Annotated in this window: 22 protein-coding genes; 18 read left to right on the top strand and 4 right to left on the bottom strand. The window is 50.9% G+C overall.

Annotation, left to right across the window (positions count from 1 at the left end):
- Window positions 1-3 precede the first annotated feature (3 nt).
- From NST37_RS04190 to speD, 13 genes are all read left to right on the top strand, one after another.
- Window positions 4-1,473, top strand: a complete 1,470-nt coding sequence (locus NST37_RS04190; RefSeq protein ID WP_339186330.1) for an aldehyde dehydrogenase — start codon at window positions 4-6, stop codon at window positions 1,471-1,473.
- A gap of 33 nt (window positions 1,474-1,506) precedes the next feature.
- Window positions 1,507-2,292 (top strand): fumarylacetoacetate hydrolase family protein, encoded by a 786-nt coding sequence (locus NST37_RS04195; protein ID WP_003389316.1) that lies wholly within the window; start codon window positions 1,507-1,509, stop codon window positions 2,290-2,292.
- Between the two features lie 20 nt (window positions 2,293-2,312).
- Complete coding sequence (locus NST37_RS04200) at window positions 2,313-3,197, top strand: acetaldehyde dehydrogenase (acetylating) (RefSeq protein WP_003389315.1); 885 nt, start codon at window positions 2,313-2,315, stop codon at window positions 3,195-3,197.
- A gap of 16 nt (window positions 3,198-3,213) precedes the next feature.
- Window positions 3,214-4,242: a 4-hydroxy-2-oxovalerate aldolase gene (gene dmpG / locus NST37_RS04205; protein WP_003389314.1), complete on the top strand. Its 1,029-nt coding sequence runs from the start codon at window positions 3,214-3,216 to the stop codon at window positions 4,240-4,242.
- Between the two features lie 12 nt (window positions 4,243-4,254).
- The gene (locus NST37_RS04210) at window positions 4,255-5,040 is read left to right on the top strand and encodes a fumarylacetoacetate hydrolase family protein (protein ID WP_003389313.1); all 786 of its coding nucleotides are present in this window, start codon (window positions 4,255-4,257) and stop codon (window positions 5,038-5,040) included.
- Between the two features lie 191 nt (window positions 5,041-5,231).
- Complete coding sequence (locus NST37_RS04215; protein WP_251247371.1) at window positions 5,232-7,133, top strand: nuclease-related domain-containing DEAD/DEAH box helicase; 1,902 nt, start codon at window positions 5,232-5,234, stop codon at window positions 7,131-7,133.
- A gap of 29 nt (window positions 7,134-7,162) precedes the next feature.
- Window positions 7,163-8,401: a crosslink repair DNA glycosylase YcaQ family protein gene (locus NST37_RS04220; RefSeq protein WP_339186333.1), complete on the top strand. Its 1,239-nt coding sequence runs from the start codon at window positions 7,163-7,165 to the stop codon at window positions 8,399-8,401.
- A 251-nt stretch (window positions 8,402-8,652) separates the two neighbouring features.
- A complete protein-coding gene (locus NST37_RS04225) occupies window positions 8,653-9,708 on the top strand; it encodes a fatty acid desaturase (protein WP_003389310.1) in 1,056 nt (351 codons plus the stop codon).
- A 66-nt stretch (window positions 9,709-9,774) separates the two neighbouring features.
- A complete protein-coding gene (locus NST37_RS04230; protein WP_024984254.1) occupies window positions 9,775-10,911 on the top strand; it encodes a sensor histidine kinase in 1,137 nt (378 codons plus the stop codon).
- Window positions 10,908-11,507, top strand: a complete 600-nt coding sequence (locus NST37_RS04235; RefSeq protein ID WP_003389308.1) for a response regulator transcription factor — start codon at window positions 10,908-10,910, stop codon at window positions 11,505-11,507. The genes NST37_RS04230 and NST37_RS04235 overlap by 4 nt, the downstream gene beginning before the upstream one ends.
- A gap of 178 nt (window positions 11,508-11,685) precedes the next feature.
- Complete coding sequence (locus NST37_RS04240; RefSeq protein WP_024984255.1) at window positions 11,686-12,033, top strand: PadR family transcriptional regulator; 348 nt, start codon at window positions 11,686-11,688, stop codon at window positions 12,031-12,033.
- On the top strand, window positions 12,026-12,574 hold the full coding sequence (locus tag NST37_RS04245) for a DUF2812 domain-containing protein (RefSeq protein ID WP_122957606.1): 549 nt from the start codon (window positions 12,026-12,028) through the stop codon (window positions 12,572-12,574). Before NST37_RS04240 ends, NST37_RS04245 begins: the two co-directional genes overlap by 8 nt.
- 176 nt (window positions 12,575-12,750) lie before the next feature.
- Window positions 12,751-13,569, top strand: coding sequence for an adenosylmethionine decarboxylase (gene speD / locus NST37_RS04250; RefSeq protein WP_024984257.1), 819 nt, complete (start codon window positions 12,751-12,753; stop codon window positions 13,567-13,569).
- Between the two features lie 78 nt (window positions 13,570-13,647).
- Here speD and NST37_RS04255 read toward each other — a convergent pair whose 3' ends face one another.
- The 4 genes from NST37_RS04255 to NST37_RS04270 all read right to left on the bottom strand — a co-directional run bounded on the left by NST37_RS04255 (window position 13,648) and on the right by NST37_RS04270 (window position 16,118).
- Window positions 13,648-13,824 (bottom strand): aspartyl-phosphate phosphatase Spo0E family protein, encoded by a 177-nt coding sequence (locus tag NST37_RS04255; RefSeq protein ID WP_122957607.1) that lies wholly within the window; start codon window positions 13,822-13,824, stop codon window positions 13,648-13,650.
- 521 nt (window positions 13,825-14,345) lie between these two features.
- Window positions 14,346-14,486: a hypothetical protein gene (locus NST37_RS04260; RefSeq protein WP_155807985.1), complete on the bottom strand. Its 141-nt coding sequence runs from the start codon at window positions 14,484-14,486 to the stop codon at window positions 14,346-14,348.
- Between the two features lie 13 nt (window positions 14,487-14,499).
- Window positions 14,500-15,792: a helix-turn-helix transcriptional regulator gene (locus tag NST37_RS04265; protein ID WP_024984258.1), complete on the bottom strand. Its 1,293-nt coding sequence runs from the start codon at window positions 15,790-15,792 to the stop codon at window positions 14,500-14,502.
- 125 nt (window positions 15,793-15,917) lie between these two features.
- A complete protein-coding gene (locus NST37_RS04270) occupies window positions 15,918-16,118 on the bottom strand; it encodes a hypothetical protein (RefSeq protein WP_141334151.1) in 201 nt (66 codons plus the stop codon).
- Between the two features lie 338 nt (window positions 16,119-16,456).
- Between NST37_RS04270 and NST37_RS04275 the strand changes: the two genes are divergently transcribed.
- From NST37_RS04275 to NST37_RS04295, 5 genes are all read left to right on the top strand, one after another.
- Window positions 16,457-17,236 carry an amino acid ABC transporter substrate-binding protein gene (locus NST37_RS04275; RefSeq protein ID WP_339186335.1) on the top strand — a complete coding sequence of 260 codons (780 nt, stop codon included), beginning with the start codon at window positions 16,457-16,459 and terminating at the stop codon, window positions 17,234-17,236.
- Window positions 17,237-17,359: 123 nt separating this feature from the next.
- Window positions 17,360-18,019 carry an amino acid ABC transporter permease gene (locus NST37_RS04280; protein ID WP_003389300.1) on the top strand — a complete coding sequence of 220 codons (660 nt, stop codon included), beginning with the start codon at window positions 17,360-17,362 and terminating at the stop codon, window positions 18,017-18,019.
- A gap of 14 nt (window positions 18,020-18,033) precedes the next feature.
- Window positions 18,034-18,780, top strand: coding sequence for an amino acid ABC transporter ATP-binding protein (locus tag NST37_RS04285; RefSeq protein WP_003389298.1), 747 nt, complete (start codon window positions 18,034-18,036; stop codon window positions 18,778-18,780).
- 108 nt (window positions 18,781-18,888) lie between these two features.
- Window positions 18,889-19,101: a hypothetical protein gene (locus NST37_RS04290; RefSeq protein WP_003389297.1), complete on the top strand. Its 213-nt coding sequence runs from the start codon at window positions 18,889-18,891 to the stop codon at window positions 19,099-19,101.
- A 183-nt stretch (window positions 19,102-19,284) separates the two neighbouring features.
- Complete coding sequence (locus NST37_RS04295) at window positions 19,285-21,984, top strand: ATP-binding protein (protein WP_003389296.1); 2,700 nt, start codon at window positions 19,285-19,287, stop codon at window positions 21,982-21,984.
- Window positions 21,985-21,987 lie beyond the last annotated feature (3 nt).

Below are 21,987 nucleotides of genomic sequence, written 5' to 3' on the forward strand. Positions count from 1 at the left end.
CACATGAGTCAGACTACACAGGCAAATCAGCGAAAGTTGAAGGACGCAAAGCTGTTTATCGACGGAGCATACGTGGACGCGATCTCCGGGGAGACATTTGACACGCTCGATCCCGCGACCAATCTCAAGCTGGCCTCGGTGGCAAATGCGGGCGAAGAGGATGTGAGAAAGGCGATCGAGGTAGCCCAGCGCACGTTTGAAAGCGGCGTCTGGAGCAGGATGCCCGTCGAAGAAAGAGCGAAGATTCTCTGCAAAATGTCCGATCTCGTCATGGAGCGGGTGGAGGAATTGGCGCTGGTGGAGACGCTTGACGTCGGCAAGCCGATCAAGGAGAGCCGCGGCTTTGACATCCCCAGAGCCGCCTGGAATTTGCGCTTTTTCGCCGAAATGGCCAAGTATCTCGTACATGAACATTACGAAATGAACGGCTTCATGTCCTACGCCAAATACGCTCCCGCAGGCGTGACCAGCCTGATCATTCCGTGGAATCTGCCGTTCATGCAGATGACGTGGAAAGCGTCGGCTGCACTGGCGGCGGGCAATACGGTCATCGTCAAGCCCGCCTCCTATACGCCGCTGAGCGCGGTCATGATGGGCGAAATCGCCAACGAGGCAGGCTTGCCGCCGGGCGTTTTGAACATCCTGACGGGGCCGGGCGGAACAGTCGGCACCGCGATGACCACACACCCGCATGTCCGCCGGATATCGTTCGTCGGGGAGACCACGACAGGCAAAACCGTAATGCGGAACGCTGCTAGCCAGCTCATTCCCGTTTCGCTCGAATTGGGCGGCAAATCAGCCAACATCGTCTTTGCGGACGCAGATCTGGATGAGGCGGTGAAAGGGTCGATCGAGGCGATTTTCCGCAACCAGGGCGAAATTTGCCTGGCCGGATCGCGCCTCTTGGTCCAAAAGAGCATCTACGATCAATTCCTGGACAAATTTGTGCAGGCGGTGAAAAAAATCAAGGTTGGCAATCCGCTCGACCCGGATACCGACATGGGGGCGCTTGTCTCCCGCAGCCACCTGGCCACGGTGGATGAATACGTCCGGATCGGACTGTCAGAGGGAGCCAAGCTCGCTTTTGGCGGCAAGCGCATCACCAGTCTGGGGGACGGCAATTTTTACGAGCCGACCGTGCTCTACGATGTGGACAACAAAATGAGGGTAGCCCAAGAGGAGATTTTCGGTCCGGTCATCGTCATCATTCCGTTTGAAACAGAAGAAGAAGCCACCCAGATCGCCAATGACTCCATCTACGGGCTGGCCGGCGTCGTCTGGACGAACGACCTCAGACGCGCTCACCGCGTGGCGGATCAGGTGCAGTCCGGGCTGCTGTGGATCAACTGCTGGTATGTGCGCGATTTGCGAACGCCTTTTGGTGGAGCAAAAGCGAGCGGAATCGGCCGGGAAGGCGGACGGCACAGCTTCGAATTTTATACGGAAGCCAAGACGATCACGATGAAAAGATAGCGGTCGGAAACAACGTGCGGGAGGGATACGGCAATGGACGAGGAAAAAATCAAGCGGCTCGCCGACCATCTGGCGGAGGCGGAGAGAAGCGGCCTGGCTGTCGAGCCGATTACGAAAATAGAGCCGGAGATTTCGGTCGAAGACGCGTATCGCGTGCAGCTTTTGACCGTCGGGCGGAAAGTGAATGCGGGCGATGTGATTACGGGTAAAAAAATCGGTCTAACCTCGCTGGCGATGCAAACCCTGCTCGGGGTAGACCAGCCGGACTACGGCCATCTGCTTGACAGCATGGCTGTGGAAAATCACGGTCACATCTCCTGCAAAAAAGTGCTGCAGCCGAAGGTAGAGGCGGAAATCGCCTTCTTTCTGAAGCGCGACTTGAAAGGCCCGCGCGTGACGGCTCTCGATGTCATGCTGGCGACCGAATATGTGGTCCCAGCACTCGAAGTCGTGGACAGCCGCATCGCCGACTGGAAGATCAAGCTGGAGGACACCGTTGCGGACAATGCGTCCTCCGGCTTCTACGTATTGGGCGGGCGTCCGGTGAAGCCAGACCAGATCGACCTCGTCATGGCCGGCATGGTGCTGTACAAAAACGGCGAGGTTATGAATACGGGTGTGGGCGCGGCGGCATTGGGCAATCCGGCTGTATGCGTCGCCTGGCTCGCCAACAAACTGGCCGAATTCGATATTCCGCTCAAAGCGGGGGAAGTGATTCTATCCGGTGCTTTGTCTGCGGCCATCGCGGCGGAGCCGGGCGATTCGTTCCGCGCCAGGATTGCCCATCTGGGGGAAGTCGGTGTCCGGTTTACAAGCTAAGTGTCAAGGGAGGGAGAGCCATGTCCAGGAAAAAGGTTGCGATCCTTGGATCGGGGAACATCGGCACGGATTTGCTGATGAAGCTGGAGCGTTCCAAATATTTGGAGGTTACGGCGATGATCGGGATCGATCCCGACTCAGACGGACTGTTGCGCGCGAAAAAAGCGGGGTACGAGGTGTTTGACGGAGGGCTGAAGCAGTTTTTGGACAATGCCCCGGAGCTTGCGGACATCGTTTTTGACGCGACTTCGGCGAAAGCGCATATCCGTCACGCCAAGGCGCTCAAGGAGGCCGGAAAGCTTGCCATCGACCTGACTCCGGCAGCAGTCGGCCCGTATGTCGTTCCAAGCGTCAATCTGGGAGAACATCTGCATGAATGCAATATCAATCTGATCACCTGCGGCGGGCAGGCCACGATCCCGATCGTCCATGCGATCCACCGGGTTTGCCCTGTCAGCTATGCGGAGATCGTCGCAGCCATCTCCAGCAAAAGCGCAGGTCCGGGCACCCGTGCCAATATCGACGAATTTACCGAAACGACCGCCCGCGGTCTGGAAGTGATTGGCGGGGCCAAGCAGGGCAAGGCGATCATCATTCTCAATCCGGCCGAGCCGCCGATCATGATGCGGGACACGGTGTACGCGCTGGTGGAGGGCGAGGTGGACGAACAGGCAATAACCGCTTCCATCGAGCAGACCGTTGCCTTTATTCAGTCATACGTGCCCGGCTATCGCCTCCGTACAGAGCCGCTGTTTGACGGCAACCGCGTAACGGTGGTACTGGAGCTGGAAGGCGCGGGAGATTACCTGCCCAAATACGCAGGGAATCTGGACATCATGACTGCGACTGCGGTCAAAGTGGCGGAGGAATTCGCCAAGCCTCACGTCGGGGCGGCGTCTGTCTGAAAGGGAGGGAAGAGAAATGACTGATAAACGGGAGATTCTCGTCACCGAAGTAGCGCTTCGCGACGGAAGTCACGCGATCAACCACCAGTTTACCGTCGAGCAGGTCGTCCGTGTGGCTCGTGCGCTCGACGAAGCAAACGTGCCCTTTATCGAGGTCTCTCACGGAGACGGGCTGGCCGGTTCTTCTCTGCAATACGGCTTGTCGCGTACAAATGAGATGGAATTGATCGAAGCGGCCGTCTCCGTCTGCAAGCAGGCGACCATCGGCGTTTTGCTGCTGCCGGGGATCGGCACGATCAAGGATTTGAATGCCGCCGCGAAGCTTGGTGTAGGCATGGCACGGATTGCCACCCATTCCACCGAAGCGGACATTTCGGCACAGCACATCGCCCGTTCCAAGGAGCTGGGGCTTTTAACGGTCGGCTTTCTGATGATGGCCCATATGGCCCCGCCCGCCAAGCTGGCGGAACAGGCAAAATTGATGGAAAGCTACGGAGCAGATGTCGTCTATATCGTCGATTCCGCAGGAGCGCTGCTCCCCGACCAGGTCGCGGAGCGAGTCCGGGCGCTCAAGGAAAGCCTGGAAGTCCCGGTCGGCTTTCACGCGCACAACAACCTGTCTCTGGCGATGGCCAATACGCTGGCCGCGATCAAGGAAGGCGCTACCCGCATCGACGGCAGTGTCCGCTGCCTCGGGGCCGGGGCAGGCAACACGCAGACAGAGGTGTTCGTTGCCGTGATGGAGCGGATGGGCATCCATACCGGAATCGATCTGTACAAAATGATGGACCTGGCGGAAGACATCGTGGCGCCTCTGATCCAGGTGCCCCAGGAGATTACGAGAAACTCGCTCGTGCTCGGCTATGCCGGCGTCTACTCCAGCTTCCGCCTGCATGCGGAACGGGCGGCAAAGCGCTTCGGGATCGATTCCCGCGACATTTTGATCGAGCTTGGAGCGCGAAAGGCTGTCGGCGGGCAGGAAGATATGATCATCGATGTCGCCGCCGAGATCGCGAAGCGACAGGCAGCGGTTGAAAGCAGATAGGAGGGAAGCGGCATGCTCGCGGAACAAGTATGCAGAGCGCTCGCGCAAAAGCTGGTCGACGCCGAGCTTGGCAAGCAGGAGATCGTGAAATTGACGGCAGAGTATCCCGAGCTGTCCGTTGAGGACGGCTACCTGATTCAGGAAGAGCTGATCAAGCTCAAGAACGAGCAGGGACACAGTGTACTGGCGCTGAAAATGGGCCTGACCAGCCAGGCCAAAATGAAGCAGATGAACGTGCATGAGCCGATCTGCGGCGTCATTTTCGATTATATGGCGATCGACAACGGCATTCTCCCATTGGGCGAGCTGATTCATCCAAAGGTGGAGGCGGAAATCGCGTTTGTTCTGGGCAAAGACATCGCGGGACCGGGCGTCACCGGAGCGCAGGTGCTGGCCGCGACGGAGTATGTGCTGCCGGCGCTGGAGATCATCGACAGCCGGTACAAAAACTTCGAGTTCACGCTTCCCGATGTCATCGCTGACAACACGTCGTCATCCCGGGTCTTTTTTGGCTCCCGCCTGAAAAGGCCGGACGAACTGGAGCTGGACCTCGTCGGAGTGACTCTCTCGATTAATGGACAGATGAAGGACTTGGGGGCGGGAGCCGCTGTACTTGGGCACCCGGCCCACTCTGTCGCGATGCTGGCCAATATGCTGGCAAGAAAAGGGGAGAAGCTCCGGGCGGGGCAGGTCATTTTATCCGGCGGCATTACAGGCGCACATCAGCTGTTTGCAGGTGACGTCGTATCCGCACACTGGGACGGACTGGGCGGTATTGATTTTGTGGTGAAAGAGTAAGCGCTTTGCCTGCTGCGGCGAAGCGGAATGGACACGAGTTTGCGCTGGTTTGGGCGGGCTCGTGTTTTTTGTTTTTTTCTGCGACTAGCCAGTGGCCCGTTCCGGCTCATCTGTATTTTCGTCTGCTTCTTTGCTGTCACTTATACTATAATAAAATGAAATTAGGAATAATGTACTAGGAGAGACAGATCGTGGCTTATATGGTACCGGAAACAATCCCAAGGGGAGCGACGGCTGGAGAGAGAATGTTATTTGAGTGCCTGAAAAACCATTTACCAAGTGATTATATCGTTTACTACGAACCGGAGATACGGGGAAGAAGGCCGGATTTTGTCATAATAGGGCCTGACCTTGGTCTTGTAGTTTTAGAAGTGAAAGATTACAAGAGCAACACCATCTATCAAATAAATAACGATGACTGGATACTGCACAAAGAGGGCGGTGGGATGGTCACAACGAAAAGTCCCTTAAAGCAAGCGAGGGACAATGCCCGTTTGCTTACTGATCACTTGAAAAAAGATCGGAATTTGCTACAGGACAACAGCTCATATTTAAAATTTTCCTACGGCTATGGTACGGTTTTTACCCGCTTAAAACAGGAGTATTTTTTGAAGCATAATCTTTATCATGTGATTGAACCACAGTTTGTTCTTTGCCAAGACGAGGTTGACCCTGATGAGGACGGATTTTCTCCTGAAATACTATTGGAGAAAATACGCGGGATGTTCACTGTTCGCAACACGAAGAGATATATATTGACCAATGAAGACATTCAGGCAATTCGTTTCCACCTGTTTCCCGAGGTTCGAATTGGTGCCGAGTTTACATCACCGGTTCGCCATCAGGACCAACTTCTTTTATCTCTGCACAATATCAAAACAATGGATTTGCATCAAGAGAACCTAGCAAAGCAGTTGGGAGATAAGCATCGTTTAATCCGCGGGGTCGCTGGCAGCGGCAAGACACTTGTACTGGCTAGTCGAGCCAGGCTGCTTGCGAAAGCACATCCTGATTGGCGAATTCTCGTTCTCTGCTACGGGATTACATTGTCAAAAAGTTTAAAGCAAATGATTGAAAAAATGCTGAATGAACCGGAAGATCTGTATGAGATGATGAATGCCCCAGGAACTCCTTCCGCTGCCAATATAGAGGTTTACAATTTTCATGAATGGCTCACCCAGCATCTGAAGATGAGCGACACTGATATTCCCATCCTTTTGGAAAAGGCGCAGCGTAAAGAAGCGGTCCTTCCGATGTACGACGCAATATTAATCGACGAGGGGCAAGATTTTGAGCCTGATTGGCTGAAATTGTTGTGCCAATGTTTGAACCCGACCACGCAGTCTTTGTTGCTGGTAGAGGATCGCGCCCAATCTATTTTCAGGAGAAAAACGAGTTTGGCTCAAGATGTTGGCCTTGATTTTCGTGGGCGGTCAAAAATACTGACGATTAATTATCGAAATACGGCTCAAATCGTGCAATTTGCTTGGAACTTTTTTCAGGCACACTCCCATCTGCAGAACAAAGTAAAAAGCGGGACGACAGAAGGTGTGGAGATCATTCCTCCGCAGTCAACCAAAAGGAAAGGTCCAGAACCGTTCATTCAACGATTTCAAAACATTCAAGAAGAGATGAACTTTGTTTCCAAGTCCATTAACTTTCTAACACGAGAGAAAAATATACCGTATAGTGAAATTGCCATATTATACCGAGTGAAAAATACCCATCGAGTCTCCTATATTGATGAGATCAAAAACAGTCTGGAACAACACGGGCTGCCGTACACATGGGTTACAGAAAACGCCGAAACGAAAAGAAATTTCTCGCGTGAAGAAAACAAAGTGAAAATATCTACCATAGATAGTGCAAAAGGTCTCGATTTCCGAGCGGTTTTTATCGTGTCAGTCGAAAATATGCCATTCCCGCTGGAAGAAATAGAAGAACGAGAGGTATCACTGCTTTATATAGCCATGACCCGAGCTTTGGAATGGTTATTTTTAACTTACAGTGGCCATTCAACCTTTACGCAATTTTTGGATGAAGTGGCGGAGAAAAAGAAGCTGTCAAACCCGAAGGTAAAAGAGCTAGGATAACGAAATGACCAGCCTCGGAGGTTCCTTTAATGAAAACGATCAAATCAACCAAACGAGCGCTCCGGCGTTTTCTGCTGGAGACGCAAATGCTGCTCGGCAGCCCGGAAACGGAAAAGGGCACCCCCATTGACTCGCCACAAGTCCTGCAAGACCGCGTACGGGACACAATCTGGCGTCTCGAATGTGTACAGATCGATCCGGTGAATGCCGTCCGCCCTAATCAACATCTGGTCTTGGCAGCGCGGATTCCCGGCTACCGGCCAGAGGTTCTGGATGAGCTGCTTCGGGCCGGAGCTTTTTTCGAATACCTGGCGAATGCCGCCTGCATCATTCCGATGGAGGATTACCCGATCTTTGAACCGACTCGCCAGCGGCTGCGCGAGCGCGTGCAGCCTCAGCTCGACCAGTTCAAAGCGATTGCGGACGGCGTCCTGCAAAAGCTGGGCGAGGAAGGCCCGCTGCCGTCCAAAGCATTTGAATCCGATCTGCGAGTTCATGGCTATTGGGACAATGTGAGCGCCAAAACAAAGGCGACGTCCCATGTCCTGAATCTGCTTTTGGATGCGGCGCATATAGCGGTCGTGGGAAGAGAAGGGAACCAGCGCCTGTTTAATCTGTCCAGCCGGATCGTTCCTGGCGAGCTTCAGGGCCGGAAGATGGAAAAAGGAGAGGCCCTAAGCGCGCTCCTGGACAAGTATTTCCGGGCGTACCGGGTATTCGAACCGAGCGATCCGCGGCTGGGCTGGCAGCGGCTGAGTGCGGGAGAACGGCGGGAGGCGATTGATCGGCGAATTCAAGCGGGTGAAGTGGTGCGAGTAGAGGTGGAGGGACTTGCCAAGCCGTATTTTATCCTCGCTTCTGACAGCGGCCGCCTCTGTTCTCACATCGAAGCAGAGCAGGACGGGATTGCCGATGACGACAAAGACATTTCCGTTTACTTCCTGCCGCCGTTGGACAATTTGTTATGGAGCCGCAAGCGGTTGGAAGACCTGTTTGCATTTGAGTACCGCTGGGAAATTTATACGCCGGCCGCAAAGCGAAAGTACGGTTATTACGCGATGCCGATACTGGCGGGGGACAGGCTGATCGGCCGCATGGACCCCCGGCTGGATAAAAAAAGCCGCCATTTGACGGTTCAATTGCTGCAAATCGAACCTCATGTAAAATTCACCGGACCACTGAAAAAACAGGTATTGAACGCTTTGCAGACTTTCGCCGTCAGCCATGGCGCAGATACCTTCTCCATTGAACAGACAAGGCTGAAATAGACAAGCGTCTCTTCGTCATGCATGCTTTCTCGCTCAAAAATAAAAAGGAACGGCTCTGCTCAAAACCGCAAACCAGCAATTAATTCCACAACAGGAAATAAAATCTGAAAAACCATGACAAATGTCATATCCTCAAGTTGACGTTTATGACTACAGTGAACAGGATGCGCTTTCTATAATGAAAGTAAGAAAAATTTGCGCCCTACGTTCCTGAACGTTTTCTAAGCGTCAAATCGAGGAGGCAATACGCAATGCACGAATCCAACATAGCTACTCTGAAAAAGAATGTCGCCCCCTATGAGAAGAACGATACGAAGTCGAGTATCAGACAGCTTTTCAACACCCTGGTTCCTTTTTTGTTGTTATGGTTCGCAGCGTATCAAAGCCTGGCCGTTTCGTATTGGCTGACGCTTCCTCTTTTGATTATCGCTGCCGGATTTGTAATTCGGACGTTCATTATCTTTCATGACTGTTGTCACCAGTCGTTCTTCAAGAATCGCCTGGCGAACGATATACTTGGCACCATTACAGGTGTGATCACGCTCTGTCCGTATGAGCAGTGGAAGCATAGTCATTCGATCCACCATGCGACGAGCAGCAACCTCGACAAACGGGGTGTCGGCGACATCTGGATTCTCACCGTCGAAGAATACCTATCGTCCCCGCTGTGGCTCCGGATCGCTTATCGGATCTACCGCAATCCGTTTGTCATGTTTGGGCTCGGTCCGATCTACGTCTTCGTGCTCCAGTACCGTTTTAACCGCAAAGGAGCGAGAGCCAAGGAACGGATGAACACGTATTTGACCAATGTTGCCATCATCGCGCTGTATGCACTGATGATTTGGGCGGTGGGCTGGCAAGCGTTTCTGCTCATCCAAGGCCCGATCTTCTTCATCTCCGGCCTGCTCGGCATCTGGCTGTTTTACGTGCAGCATCAATTCGAGGATTCCTACTTTGAAAACGAGGAAGAGTGGAGCTACGTGAAAGCGGCCGTGGAGGGGAGCTCCTATTACAAGCTGCCCAAGCCATTGCAATGGATCACGGGAAACATCGGGTTTCACCACGTCCATCATTTAAGTCCGAAAGTTCCGAACTACAATCTGGAGAAGGCGCATAATGCCACGCCTCCGCTGCAAAAGGCCACAACGATTACACTTGCCACCAGCTTGAAATCGCTTCAGTTCCGGCTGTGGGATGAGCGCAACAAGGCGTTTGTCAGCTTTAAGGAGATCAAGGACTTGCTGGATAAAACAGGATCTGCTCCAGAGCCGTTGCCAAGAAGAAGTCCCAGTCTGGAAGGAAAATAAACCTGCGAAAACCTTTCTCTTCATATACACTTAATGTAGACAGTGTAGTGGAAAAGGTGGGCGATCATGCAGAAGTGGTATCAAATTCTTCACAAAAACACCGGTCTTAGCCCTTATGTGTGGGTCGTCTTTTATATCCTTCCGTTCTATTTCATCTTCCGCTCCTCCTCTACACTTGAGGTTGTGAGCGGAATTGTGATGATTCTCGTGTTCTTTGTCTGCTACGTGTTTTCGTTTCTCTCCAAGGGATGGCTGATCTACTTCTGGACGAGTGTGCAAATCATCATTTCCATCACGATGACGCTGCTGTTTGGCTATGTATATTTCTCGCTGTTCCTGGCGTTTTTTATCGGGAATATTCAGAACAAGGTCGGTTTTTATACGCTGTACTCGATTCATCTCGTCAGTACCGTGGTCACGATCAATCTCGGGTTTATCATGAAAAACGCGCAGATGATCAACCAGTTGCCGTTTGTGCTTGTCAGCATGATCGCCGTGATCCTCCTTCCCGTCACCACCTACAACCGGAACAAGCGGGAAAAGCTGGAGGGACAGCTGGAGGACGCCAATAAGCGGATATCGGAGCTGGTCAAGCTGGAGGAACGCCAGAGGATCGCACGCGATCTGCACGATACGCTTGGACAGAAGCTCTCTTTGATCGGGTTGAAATGCGATCTGGCGGGCAAGCTGATCAGCAAGGACCCGGACCGGGCGAAAGTTGAAATCAATGAAGTTCGCCAGACGGCGCGGATCGCATTGAAGGAAGTCAGGGAAATGGTAACCCAGATGCGCGGTACGCGGCTTGAGGAAGAGATGTTTCGCATCAAGCAGATTCTCGAAGCGGCCCAAATTGATTTTCAGCTAGAGGGCGACCCCAACTTGACGAAAACCTCCCTGATGACCGAGACGGTGCTCTCGATGTGCATAAAGGAGGCAGCGACGAATGTGGTAAAGCACAGCAGTGCGTCAGCCTGTTCGGTCGTAATCGAGCCATCGCGGACCGATCTTGTGGTCAAAGTGAAGGACGACGGGATCGGCATCGCCGACGAGTCGGCTTGCTACCGCGGAAACGGTCTGCGGGGCATGCGGGAGCGGCTCGAATTCGTAAACGGGAGCATGGAAATTGTTTCAGACGGCGGGACGACGATCGTCCTGCGTGTGCCAAACGTCTTCAAACAACCGGAAAAGGAGGCGGGGATATGATTCGGATCGTCATTGCCGAGGACCAGCGGATGCTGTTGGGTGCTCTTGCGTCCCTGCTCGATTTGGAAGAGGATATGAAGGTCGTTGGCAGAGCCAGCAATGGCGAGGACGCTGTGAAGCTCGTCCATCAGCATCAGCCGGATATTTGCATCATGGATATTGAGATGCCGGTGAAGAGCGGGCTGGATGCGGCGGAGGAGCTGAAGACATCCGGCTGCAAGGTCATGATCCTCACCACGTTTGCCAGAGCCGGATATTTTGAGCGTGCATTAAAAGCGGGAGCGGACGGCTATCTGCTGAAAGACAGTCCCAGCGAGGAGCTGGCCAGCTCGATCCGCAGCATCATGGCGGGCAGACGCATCTACGCGCCGGAGCTGATGGATGAGGCGTACGGTCAGGAAAATCCGTTGACCGAGCGTGAAAAGGAAGTCCTGCTGCTGATCGCCGACGGCAAAAATACGAAGCAAATCGCGAGCCAGTTGTACCTGACAACAGGGACGGTCCGCAATTACATCTCCGTCATCCTGGATAAGCTGGGGGTCAGCAACCGGATCGAAGCGATTATGCATTTCAAGGAGAAGGGCTGGTTTAAATAACCGGCCAAAGCGGATATTTCATGAATACGGTATGGACCAGACACCGGAGCGGGAGCCGGTGTCTTCTTTTTTTGGCAAGGCGTCCATTGACAAAGAAAAAACGGTGGTTTACTATATCGTTAATGGATATATCCTGAATGGATGCATTGAAAATGGATATACGATAGGAGGTGCTTTCTTGTCCCGGAATAATACGTTTGCCACAGAGCAGCTTACCGACTCTGCTTACTATATCCTGTTGTCCCTGCTCACTCCCAGGCATGGTTACGGCATTATGAAATACGTGGAGGAGCTGACAGAGGGAGAGGTTACGATCGGACCGGCGACCCTGTATACGCTGATAAAAAAAATGCAGGAAGCAGGCTACATCGTTCTCGGCGAAGGCGAGGACGAACGGCGAAAAACCTACACTGCCACAGAAAAGGGAAGGACCATCATCGAAGGCGAGATCAACCGGCGTTCCAGGATGGTGGATCACGGGAAAGCAGCATGGAAATCAGCGACGGAGGGGATCAATCATGAATAGGACAGGCAAAACGCGCTACATGAGTTCGATGGGCCTCGCATTTGCCGAGGAAAAGGAAATGAAAAAGCTTGGCGAAATGGCTGAGCAGGGGTGGCTGCTTGAATCATTTGCCTTCTTGGGGTACAGGCTCCGGAAGGGTGAAGCGCAAAAACTGCAATACAGCCTGGACGTCCATGAACTCAAGCCGTCAGAACAGAACGAGTACTTTGAGCTGTTCGAAGCGGGCGGCTGGTCCCACGTTTGCACGCAAGGGAAACTTCATATCTTTTCAGCGCCTCCCGGAACAGTGCCGATTTACTCGGATAAAAACACGATGTATGAAAAGTACAATCGGGTAATCGGTGTCTGGAGGATGCTCGCTGCGGTTTTCGTCATTTTCAGTATCGTTTTCCACCTGATCTACCGTCAGATTGTCGAAGCGCAGGGGATTACACTGTTGTCAAATGTGTTTCTCGTTCTGGCGACACTGTGCTTTGCTTTGGCTGTCCCTTCCCTGATGACATTTACGGCGTTTCTTGTCAGGCGCAGGAGATTCCGATAAAGCAGGCATTAAAGACACCAGACCGGTACGGTTTTTCTCCATACATGCTGATCGTGGTATTTTCATGGTAAGGCGGGGTATCCTACCAAATAATGTGTTTTTTCGGCAGACAGCAATGGCCACAATCTGGACGGAATATCAACCGCAGCCATCAGATCAGTCAAAGGAGCAAAAACATGAATCTGACACCTGAGCAGCGCGTTACTTTGCATGGCTTCAACAATCTCACCAAGTCGTTGAGCTTCAACATGTACGATATTTGCTATACAGAAACGAAAGAAGAGCGCGAAGCCTATCTGGCGTATATCGATGAGCAGTACAATGCCGACCGGCTAACGACGATTTTGAACAACGTAGCAGAGATTATCGGGGCCCACGTTTTGAATATCGCAAAACAGGATTATGTTCCCCAGGGAGCGAGTGTGACTTTTCTTGTATCGGAAGGCCCTGTCGTAGAAGTCCCTGAGGAGTCATTCGAGGAATCGCCGGGCCCCCTCCCTGAATCTGTCGTCATGTCGCTGGACAAGAGCCATATTACCGTTCATACGTACCCGGAGTACCACCCGGATGAGGGGATCAGCACATTTCGCGCCGATATTGACGTATCTACCTGTGGGGAAATCTCGCCGTTGAAGGCGCTCAACTATCTGATCCACTCGTTTGATACGGACATCATGACGATTGATTACCGCGTAAGAGGCTTTACGAGAGATATTTGCGGCCACAAGCTGTTTATTGATCACGACATCAGCTCGATCCAAAATTACATACCGGATGAAGTAAAAAGCTTGTACCACATGATCGACGTCAACGTGTACCAGGAGAATATTTTTCATACAAAATGCAAGCTGAAAAATTTTGACCTGAACAACTACCTGTTCGGACGGACAAAGGAGCAGTTGAGCGAGCGGCAACAGGAGGAAATAACCAATCGTTTGACAATCGAGATGGATGAGATTTTTTACGGAAAAAACATCCCGGCCAATGGAATATAAACTCATAAGTTAATCAGAAGAATGGATGAAAAACTCCCAGTCTGTTTTCAATCCGGTGATGGAGCAGGTTGGGAGTTTTCAGCGACGGCTGTACTTTTTCATGTTGCGTTGAGCCAGCACGATGTATTTGTCCAACTTCTGACTCAGTTCAATGACGGCTTCATCCTGAAGTCCCTTGTTTTTGACCAAATGAAGCAGTTGTTTTTTTAAGTCCTCAATGATTTTACTAATCTTTACTTCATCTGTTGTATCCATATCGTCACTCTTTACAGTTTTAGATTTGGAGGTTTTGCCTGTTTTCATCTCGCTAATTTGGTTAAACTTGCAACAAAATGAGACGTTTCTTTTCTGCGTGGCGAAATGAGGAATGTCTCTTTCATTTTTTCATTGATACATCGAGCGGTCATAGGATCATCCCCTTTACAGAAATAAATGCATCTTCTTTGCCAGTATACAAGCCGTCGCACATTTATTTACAAAAATTGGAGATGGGTGATTGTTTACAATATTCGACGAGAATCTACAAGGGAGTAAATCAAAAAGGAACGCATTGACAAGCGTTCCGTAAAAAGATAGTTGAATGAATAACCTAGGTGCCGCCCAACAATCGGTACTACATTAGCAGGAAGAGGGACAACAATTCTCGTCTACTTTCCCGGTTTCTACCCTATATATAAAAATAAAGTAAAACTCCCTCAGTTATTGGTACACCGAGGGAGTTTTACCTACATTCTACGGAACATTCGACAATCGTTTCGTCTAAAAACTGTTTCGCATTAATAACCTGGGTCTGCTACATTTTTAACAATCGGTGCAGAATTGGCAGGAGGGGAAACGACAATTTTCCCCGCGGTGAACGAGCCTACCGTTACCATCAGGGCTAGAGATAAGAACATAGTCATCAGTGCTTTTTTCATTTCACTTTCCTCCCTACTTCCTAATTTTACCTGTAATACTATTATACACATTGCTTAGTTCCGTGACATATTGAATGTCAATAGATATGGAATTTTTCGAGAAAAAGGAGAAGATGTCATTTATGCATTTCATGATCTCCTCAAGCGCATGAATCTCTCCGTATGCTCGTAGGCTTTTGATGAAGCTTTCCATTCCTTCGGGAATCAATCCGGTTTGTACCTGGTAGGAGCCTTTTCTCTGGTAATATATCCCTAGTGACAAATGCTTGTAGGGTGTCTCTACTTTTCTTGGCAGTAGGTCCTTCTCTTTTTTTATTAACTCGGTGATTTTATCCAAGTTTCCGGTCTCTAAATAAATATCAAGCAACTCGTTCGCCATATGGATTCTGTTTTCTTGTGCCAGCTCCCACAAGTACGTTTTCAACATTGGGATCGCTTCGTCATACTCTTTCTTTCTTACCTTGGTAGCGGCACGATTGATCTTGGTCGAGTCGCTAACAAAGTCGTACTCAAATTTTTCAAATACATCCAGATGTTTTTCTACGGCATCAAATTGATCCAGGAAGTAGTAGGAGTTGATCATAGCCAGATAAGCTCTAGCTTTGAGCTCAGTATCATTCGTTTCCAGTGCAAGACCCGATTCGCATAATTTGATACATTGCTTGTATTTTTTGATTGCAAAGGCTTGGAGCGCCATTCTGAAGTAATAATTAATTTTTTGTTCTTTGGAAAGAAACTCAATATAATGTAATATCTCTTCTCCATCTTTATAGGATTCGTCCATGCGCTTCAGATCAAGGCGCTCGATCATATAGGTTTGCAGCAATCCCTTTGCAATAAATAGAGGGATTCCTCGTTCGCGAGAGTATCTCACAATCAATTTAAACAGCGCTAATTTCGAGTCAGTATCGGTAAGGGTATCAGCTAGATCGTACAGTTGCTCAATTGCAGTATTAGTATCTTCTAGAGGCGATTCGAGGAGTTTCAGAGCCACCTTTGAAATCAATGTCTGGTTCGAAAAACGAATGACCTCCAATAAAAGCTCACGTAGCACATCGACCCGCCGCTCTACTTCGATGTATTGCTCGACTATTTCCGGAAAGGGGATTCCCAGAACATTTGCAATGGGTTTGATCGTTCTGAGTTCAGGGCGTTTCGTGTCGCCCAATTCTATTTTTGAAATTACACCTTTGTGAACTCCGGATAGATTGGCAAGTTGTGTGATAGTCAGTTGTTCCCGTTCACGGTATCTCTTTATCATATCACCGATGGTCGTATAGTGAAGTACGCCTACACTGTCCCCCATGATACTTTCACCTTCCGATTATACCTTTTGATTTCCTGATTTTTCCCATTTATGAAAATAGCACATTTCTCATAATTTGTAAAATTTTATAAAGTTCTTTTATCCTATGCAAAGCCACAACTCCCTCAACGCTTGATCCACAATTTCGAAAAGTCTACCCAGCTGAACGACTCAATGGACAATCCTTTCAGTGCAGGGTGATAGCGTGCTTCTTTCTGCTTGTGAAAGCCGTACAGGAGCCAGTTTTCATCCCGGATCAGCTGCTCGATTCGGTCGATGATCCGTGCTCGCTCCGCTTCCTCAAGCAGCGCTTTGGCTTTTGCCAAGGAGGTTTCCGGGTAACGGGCCTGTTTGCTTTTTTCCGGCAAGAAGCTGTCGGCCGGTGCTGCATGGCGATAGTCGAACCACAATCACAAATAGCAAATGCATCTCCTCCCTTGTAAATCAATGGGGGAGTTTTTCCTTTAAGGAGTTCAATAAAGGTGAAAACAAAAGAAAACGGAAGAAATCACGAGAATGATAGAACTAAAACAGCAAAAAGAAGATATTTTAGTATATTATCGAATTAGCAATTTACCGTAATAAAGTATACACTCTTAAACGTGAAGCACTTAAAAATGTTTATAACTACTAAACACGGTCCATTATTCAGGGGGTATACAAGATGAAGAAAATAGGAGCACTGTGGCTGGCATGCGGGATCATCCTCTCGCTGATCACCGGATGTTCCGGCGCCAATTCCGCCAATGGGGACGACAAGACGTTGGTGATCGGGATTGACGACAAGTTTGCGCCGATGGGTTTCCGCGATGAGAAAAACGAGATTGTCGGCTTTGATATTGATTACGCGCGGGCGGCAGCAGAAAAGATGGGCTACAAGGCGACCTTCCAGCCGATTGATTGGAATGCGAAGGAATCAGAGTTGAACAGCGGACGCATTGATCTGATCTGGAATGGATATACAATTACGGACGAGCGAAAACAAAAGGTGCTGTTCACCAAGCCTTATCTGAAAAATGCGCAGGTGGTAGCGGTTCTGGCGAAATCCGATATCAGCAAGCTGGACGACCTGACAGGGAAAAAGGTCGGCCTGCAGGCCCAGTCTTCTGCCGCCGATGCGCTGAATGCAAGCGCGATTAAGGACAAGCTGAACAGCGTCACGGAATTCAAAGACAATGTACTGGCGCTGAGCGATTTGAAGATCGGCCGCGTCGATGCGGTCGTCATCGACGAAGTGGTGGCGCGCTATTACATGGCCAAGGAAAAAGACACCTTCAAACTGCTGGATGAAAGCCTGGCGCCTGAAGAGTACGGAGTCGGCGTGAAAAAAGGAAACGAACAGCTGCTGGAGCAGCTTCAAAAAGCGCTCGATGCCATGAACCAGGACGGTACGGCGGCAAAGATTTCCGAGAAGTGGTTTGGCGAGGACAAGGTTTTAAAATAATAGGGAAACCGGATTGTTTTTCAAATCCGGTTTTGCCATTTGTACGAACGGAAGATTTCGCGCAGTCATGTTTCTTGAAGGGAAAAAGAAGGCGGGCTGCGTATCGCAAGGAGCCAATCAAAGATGAACATCGATTATCTAATCAATATTACGGTGCCGATGCTGGAAGGGGCACAGATGACGGTTTTGCTGTTCTTCATCGCGATCATCGCGTCTTTGCCGCTCGGCTTTGTACTGACGCTCATGGCAAACAGCAAGAGCAAGCCGCTTGCCTGGTTTGCCCACACGTATATATACGTGGTCAGAGGAACGCCGCTGCTGTTGCAACTGCTGTTCATCTGCTTCGGGCTGCCGATCATTCCCGTCATCGGCGACTACCTCGTCATGGATCGCTTCGTCGCCGCTTGTCTCGGCTTCATCCTGAACTACGCGGCCTATTTTGCCGAGATTTTCAGAGGCGGGCTGCTGGCGATTGACAAGGGGCAGTATGAGGCTGCCCAGGTGCTCGGCTTGAACAGATGGCAAACCACTACCAAGATTATTGTTCCGCAGATGGTTCGCGTCGCACTGCCGGCGATCGCCAACGAGTCGATTACGCTGGTCAAGGATACGGCGCTTTTGTATGCCGTGGCTGTGCCCGAGCTGCTCTATTTCGCGCAGACCGCCGTCAACCGCGACTTTACCATCGCTCCCTTTTTCATAGCCGGCATTATCTATTTGCTCATGGCTTTCGTATTGACACTGTTTTTCAAATCGCTGGAGCGACGGTTCAAATTTGAGTAAGGGACTGGAGACGAATGGGGATCATCGAAGTAACCAATTTGAAAAAATCATTCGGTACGCTGGATGTGCTGAAGGATGTTACCTTTGAGGTCGGCAAAGGCGAGGTCGTCGCTGTGATCGGTCCGTCCGGCTCGGGCAAGAGCACCATGCTCAGAAGCCTTGTGAACCTGGAGCAGGTGAACGGCGGGAGCATCGCTGTGGAAGGCGAGTACCTCGTAAAGGACGGCGTTTATGCAAATCCTCAGGGGATCAAGCGCATCACATCGAAAATGGGGATGGTATTTCAGCACTTTCACCTCTTTCCCCATCTGACGGTACAGGAGAATCTTGAGCTGGCTCCCCGGCTTGTGAGGGGAGAGCCGGCAGAAGAGAGTCGCCGCAAAAGGGATGAGCTCCTGCGGAAGGTAGGCCTGACCGACAAGAAAGAGGCGTATCCGGCCAAGCTGTCAGGCGGCCAAAAGCAGCGGGTGGCGATCGCCCGGGCGCTGATGATGAATCCGGCCATCATGTTGTTTGATGAGCCGACTTCCGCCCTCGATCCCGAGCTGACAGGCGAGGTGCTGCAGGTGATCAAGCAGTTGGCCGAGGAACATATGACGATGGTCGTGGTCACGCACGAAATGGGCTTTGCCAAAGAGGTGGCGGACAAAATCGTCTTCATGGACAACGGCGAGATCGTCGAATCGGGCTCGCCGGACGAGCTGTTCCACAATGCCAAACACGAGCGGACAAAATCGTTCCTGCACCGGTCATTAAAGTAGCGGCTATTGTAAAATCCGCTCAATCTCAGGGCAACATGGCTGGAACTTTTACCCCGGAGATGGTAAAATTTCAGACATATGGCACAAGAACCTTGAGGTGAAAAGTAGATGGAGCAAAACGACAAATCGAGCGTTGCCGGAGCAGGAGAAGAAGTGAAAAAGGTAAGTCTGGCCGAAGCCGCAAAGCGCATGCTGGAGCAGAAGAAGCAAGCGCAGCAAGGTGCGAAAGGCCAACAGAAGCATCAAGCGGCGGGCAATCAAATGATGAAGAGCCAGCAAACAAAGAAAATCAGCAATCAGCGCAGAAAAATGGGCGTATAAGGAACAAAATAAAGTTTGACAAGGTCAGTTGGGAAACCAACTGGCTTTTTTTATGCACAATTTCGGATTGCGAAACAAAAAAACGAGAAGAATTGAAAGGACTGGAAGGATTCACTAATGTGATAGAGAAGAATAGAAAATTGTCAAAACCTTTACACATTTCGAGGAAGAGAGGAACCTTCCATGAAATATAAAACGAAGCTGCTGATTGGCTTTGGCTTCTTGCTAGTGCTCATGCTGGTGCTTTTGGGCACCATTTCCAATGCGCTGACACACCTGACTCAAAACATCAATGAGATAGTCGATGACAGGTACATGAAGCTGAAAGCGGCCAATAATATGCAAAATCATGTCAACAACATGAGCAGACTGGTAGCCGGGATCGTCATCGATGAAACGCCGCAGAGCATTAATAAAGACAAGCGGGCTTTGGAAGAATCGATTAGCAAAGCGTCCGCCGCATTCGATGTCCTCACGCAAAAAACGGAACATGACCGTACAAAGGTATTGCTGAGCCAAATTGCATCCGAATATCAAATCTATACGCAATTGTCCAGAAGGATCAGCGAACTGGCAGAAGCCGGACAGAAAACAGAGGCGATCGCCCTGATCAACGCTGATATGAAAGGTCAGAAGGACGAGCTATTCCATATGATCGACAACGTAAAGGCCCTGCAGGAATCGCTCCTGGACGACGCTTACGACCGCTCCATGGAACAGTACGAGTTTATCAAAAAGCTATCCTTTTACCTGATGATCTTCGGACTGCTGTCGGGGAGCGCTGTAACGGCCTGGGTCATACGAGGGATCAGCAAAAATCTGACGGGAATCACTTCCATTATTTCGTCAGTCGGGTACAGGTCAACGGACAAGTTCCCGCGCATTCCCGTCACGAGTCGGGATGAGATCGGAGACATAGCCAGAGCTTTTAATGAAATGGCCCAGACGCTGGAAGAGCATGCCGAGCAGGAAAAAGAATTCACGTTGGCCATGCAGGAGCACAGCTGGCTGAAGACACAGCTCGCCGATATCACAGCCACCTATCAAGGCGTGCACGACATCAATAAGCTGGCGGAGCTGTTGATTCGGAAGCTTACCCCCTTGGTCGGAGCGAGTTACGGCGTATTTTACATCAGGGAAGGACAGTCCGATCATTGGCGTTTTGTAAAGGCGGGCACTTTCGCGAGGGATTCACAAGAAATCGGGAGCCTTGCTTTTGAGGAAGGCGAAGGGCTGGTAGGGCAGTGCGCAGTGGAGAATAAGGTCATCCAGATCTCCAAGCTGCCGGAGCATTACGTGAAGATTTCATCCGGACTGGGCAGCTCGGCCCCCAGTTCGCTCATCCTGGTGCCGGTCTCACACGAAGGACAAGTGCTGGCTGTTCTCGAGCTCGCTTCGTTTCTCCCGTTTACGGAGCTGCAAAGAAATCTGCTGGAGGAAGTCGCCGGTACGATGGGAACCGCCATCAACAGTATTTTTGTTCACATGCAGGTCCGCAAGCTGCTGAAGGAGTCACAGACGTTGACAGAAGAGTTGCAAAGCCAGTCCGAGGAGCTGCAGCTGCAGCAGGAAGAGCTGCGCAGCATCAACGAAAAGCTGGAGGAACAGTACAAAAATTCCGAGTTGAAAGCCAGAGAGCTGGAGAAGGTGAAGGAAGAGCTGGAGAAGCAGGCCGAGCAGGTACAAAAGGCATCACGGTACAAGTCCGAATTCCTCGCCAACATGTCCCATGAGCTGCGAACGCCTTTAAACAGCCTGCTGATCCTGTCGCAAATCCTGTCCGAGAACAAGGAGAAAAACTTGACAGACAAGCAGGTGGAATATGCCACCACCATTTTTACCTCAGGGAAAAACCTGCTTACCTTGATCAACGAAATTCTGGACCTGACCAAGGTCGAATCGGGAAAAATGGAGATCAACAGAGGCGAGGTGTCGATCAAGTCGATTGCCATTTATGCCGAACGCGGTTTTCGGCCGCTCGCCATTCAAAAAGGACTCGGGTTTTCCGTAGAGATTGCTGACGATGTGCCAGACAAACTATGGGCCGATGAGCAGCGCCTGCAGCAAATCATCACCAACCTGCTGTCCAATGCGTTTAAATTTACGTCTCAAGGCGAGATTCGCCTCAAGCTATCGCGGGAGGAAATCGACGACATTGCGTACGTCTCCATCGCGGTACAAGACACGGGAATCGGCATACCTGCGGAAAAACAGGAAATTATTTTTGAAGCGTTTCAACAAGCTGACGGTACCACCAGCCGCAAGTATGGAGGGACGGGGTTGGGACTTTCGATCAGCCGGGAGATGGCCAAGCTGTTGGGCGGCTTCATCCAGGTGGAGAGCGTCGAAGGGATGGGAAGCACGTTTACCCTGTATCTGCCGATTGAGGAGCAAATCAGTACCGGCTCCGACCCCTATTCCCTGCCGCCAGTCGCGGCGGGGATGACCGCGGCGGAGGATCAGCCGCCTGTCAGTGTTGATGGCGAAGGGCTGATCGGGAAAAAGGCACTGGTGGTCGACGATGACATGCGAAATATATTTGCGTTGACCGCCGCTTTGGAAGAGCGCAAAATGACGGTCATCTATGCGGAAAATGGAAGGGAAGGCATCCAGGCTCTGGAGGACAATCCCGACGTCGACATCGTGCTGATGGATATCATGATGCCGGAAATGGACGGGTATGAAGCTATCGAAGCGATCCGCAGAATGCCTTCGATGGAGAAGCTCCCGATCATCGCCCTGACAGCCAAGGCGATGAAGCACGACAGGGAAAGATGCATCGAAGCAGGGGCTTCCGACTACATCAGCAAGCCAGTTGAAATGGAACAGCTGATCTCGCTTATGCGAGTATGGCTGTACAGTCCAATGGAAGGAAAGGAGTGAGTA

This window comes from Brevibacillus sp. FSL K6-6036, from assembly GCF_037964015.1.
GTDB lineage: Bacteria > Bacillota > Bacilli > Brevibacillales > Brevibacillaceae > Brevibacillus > Brevibacillus borstelensis.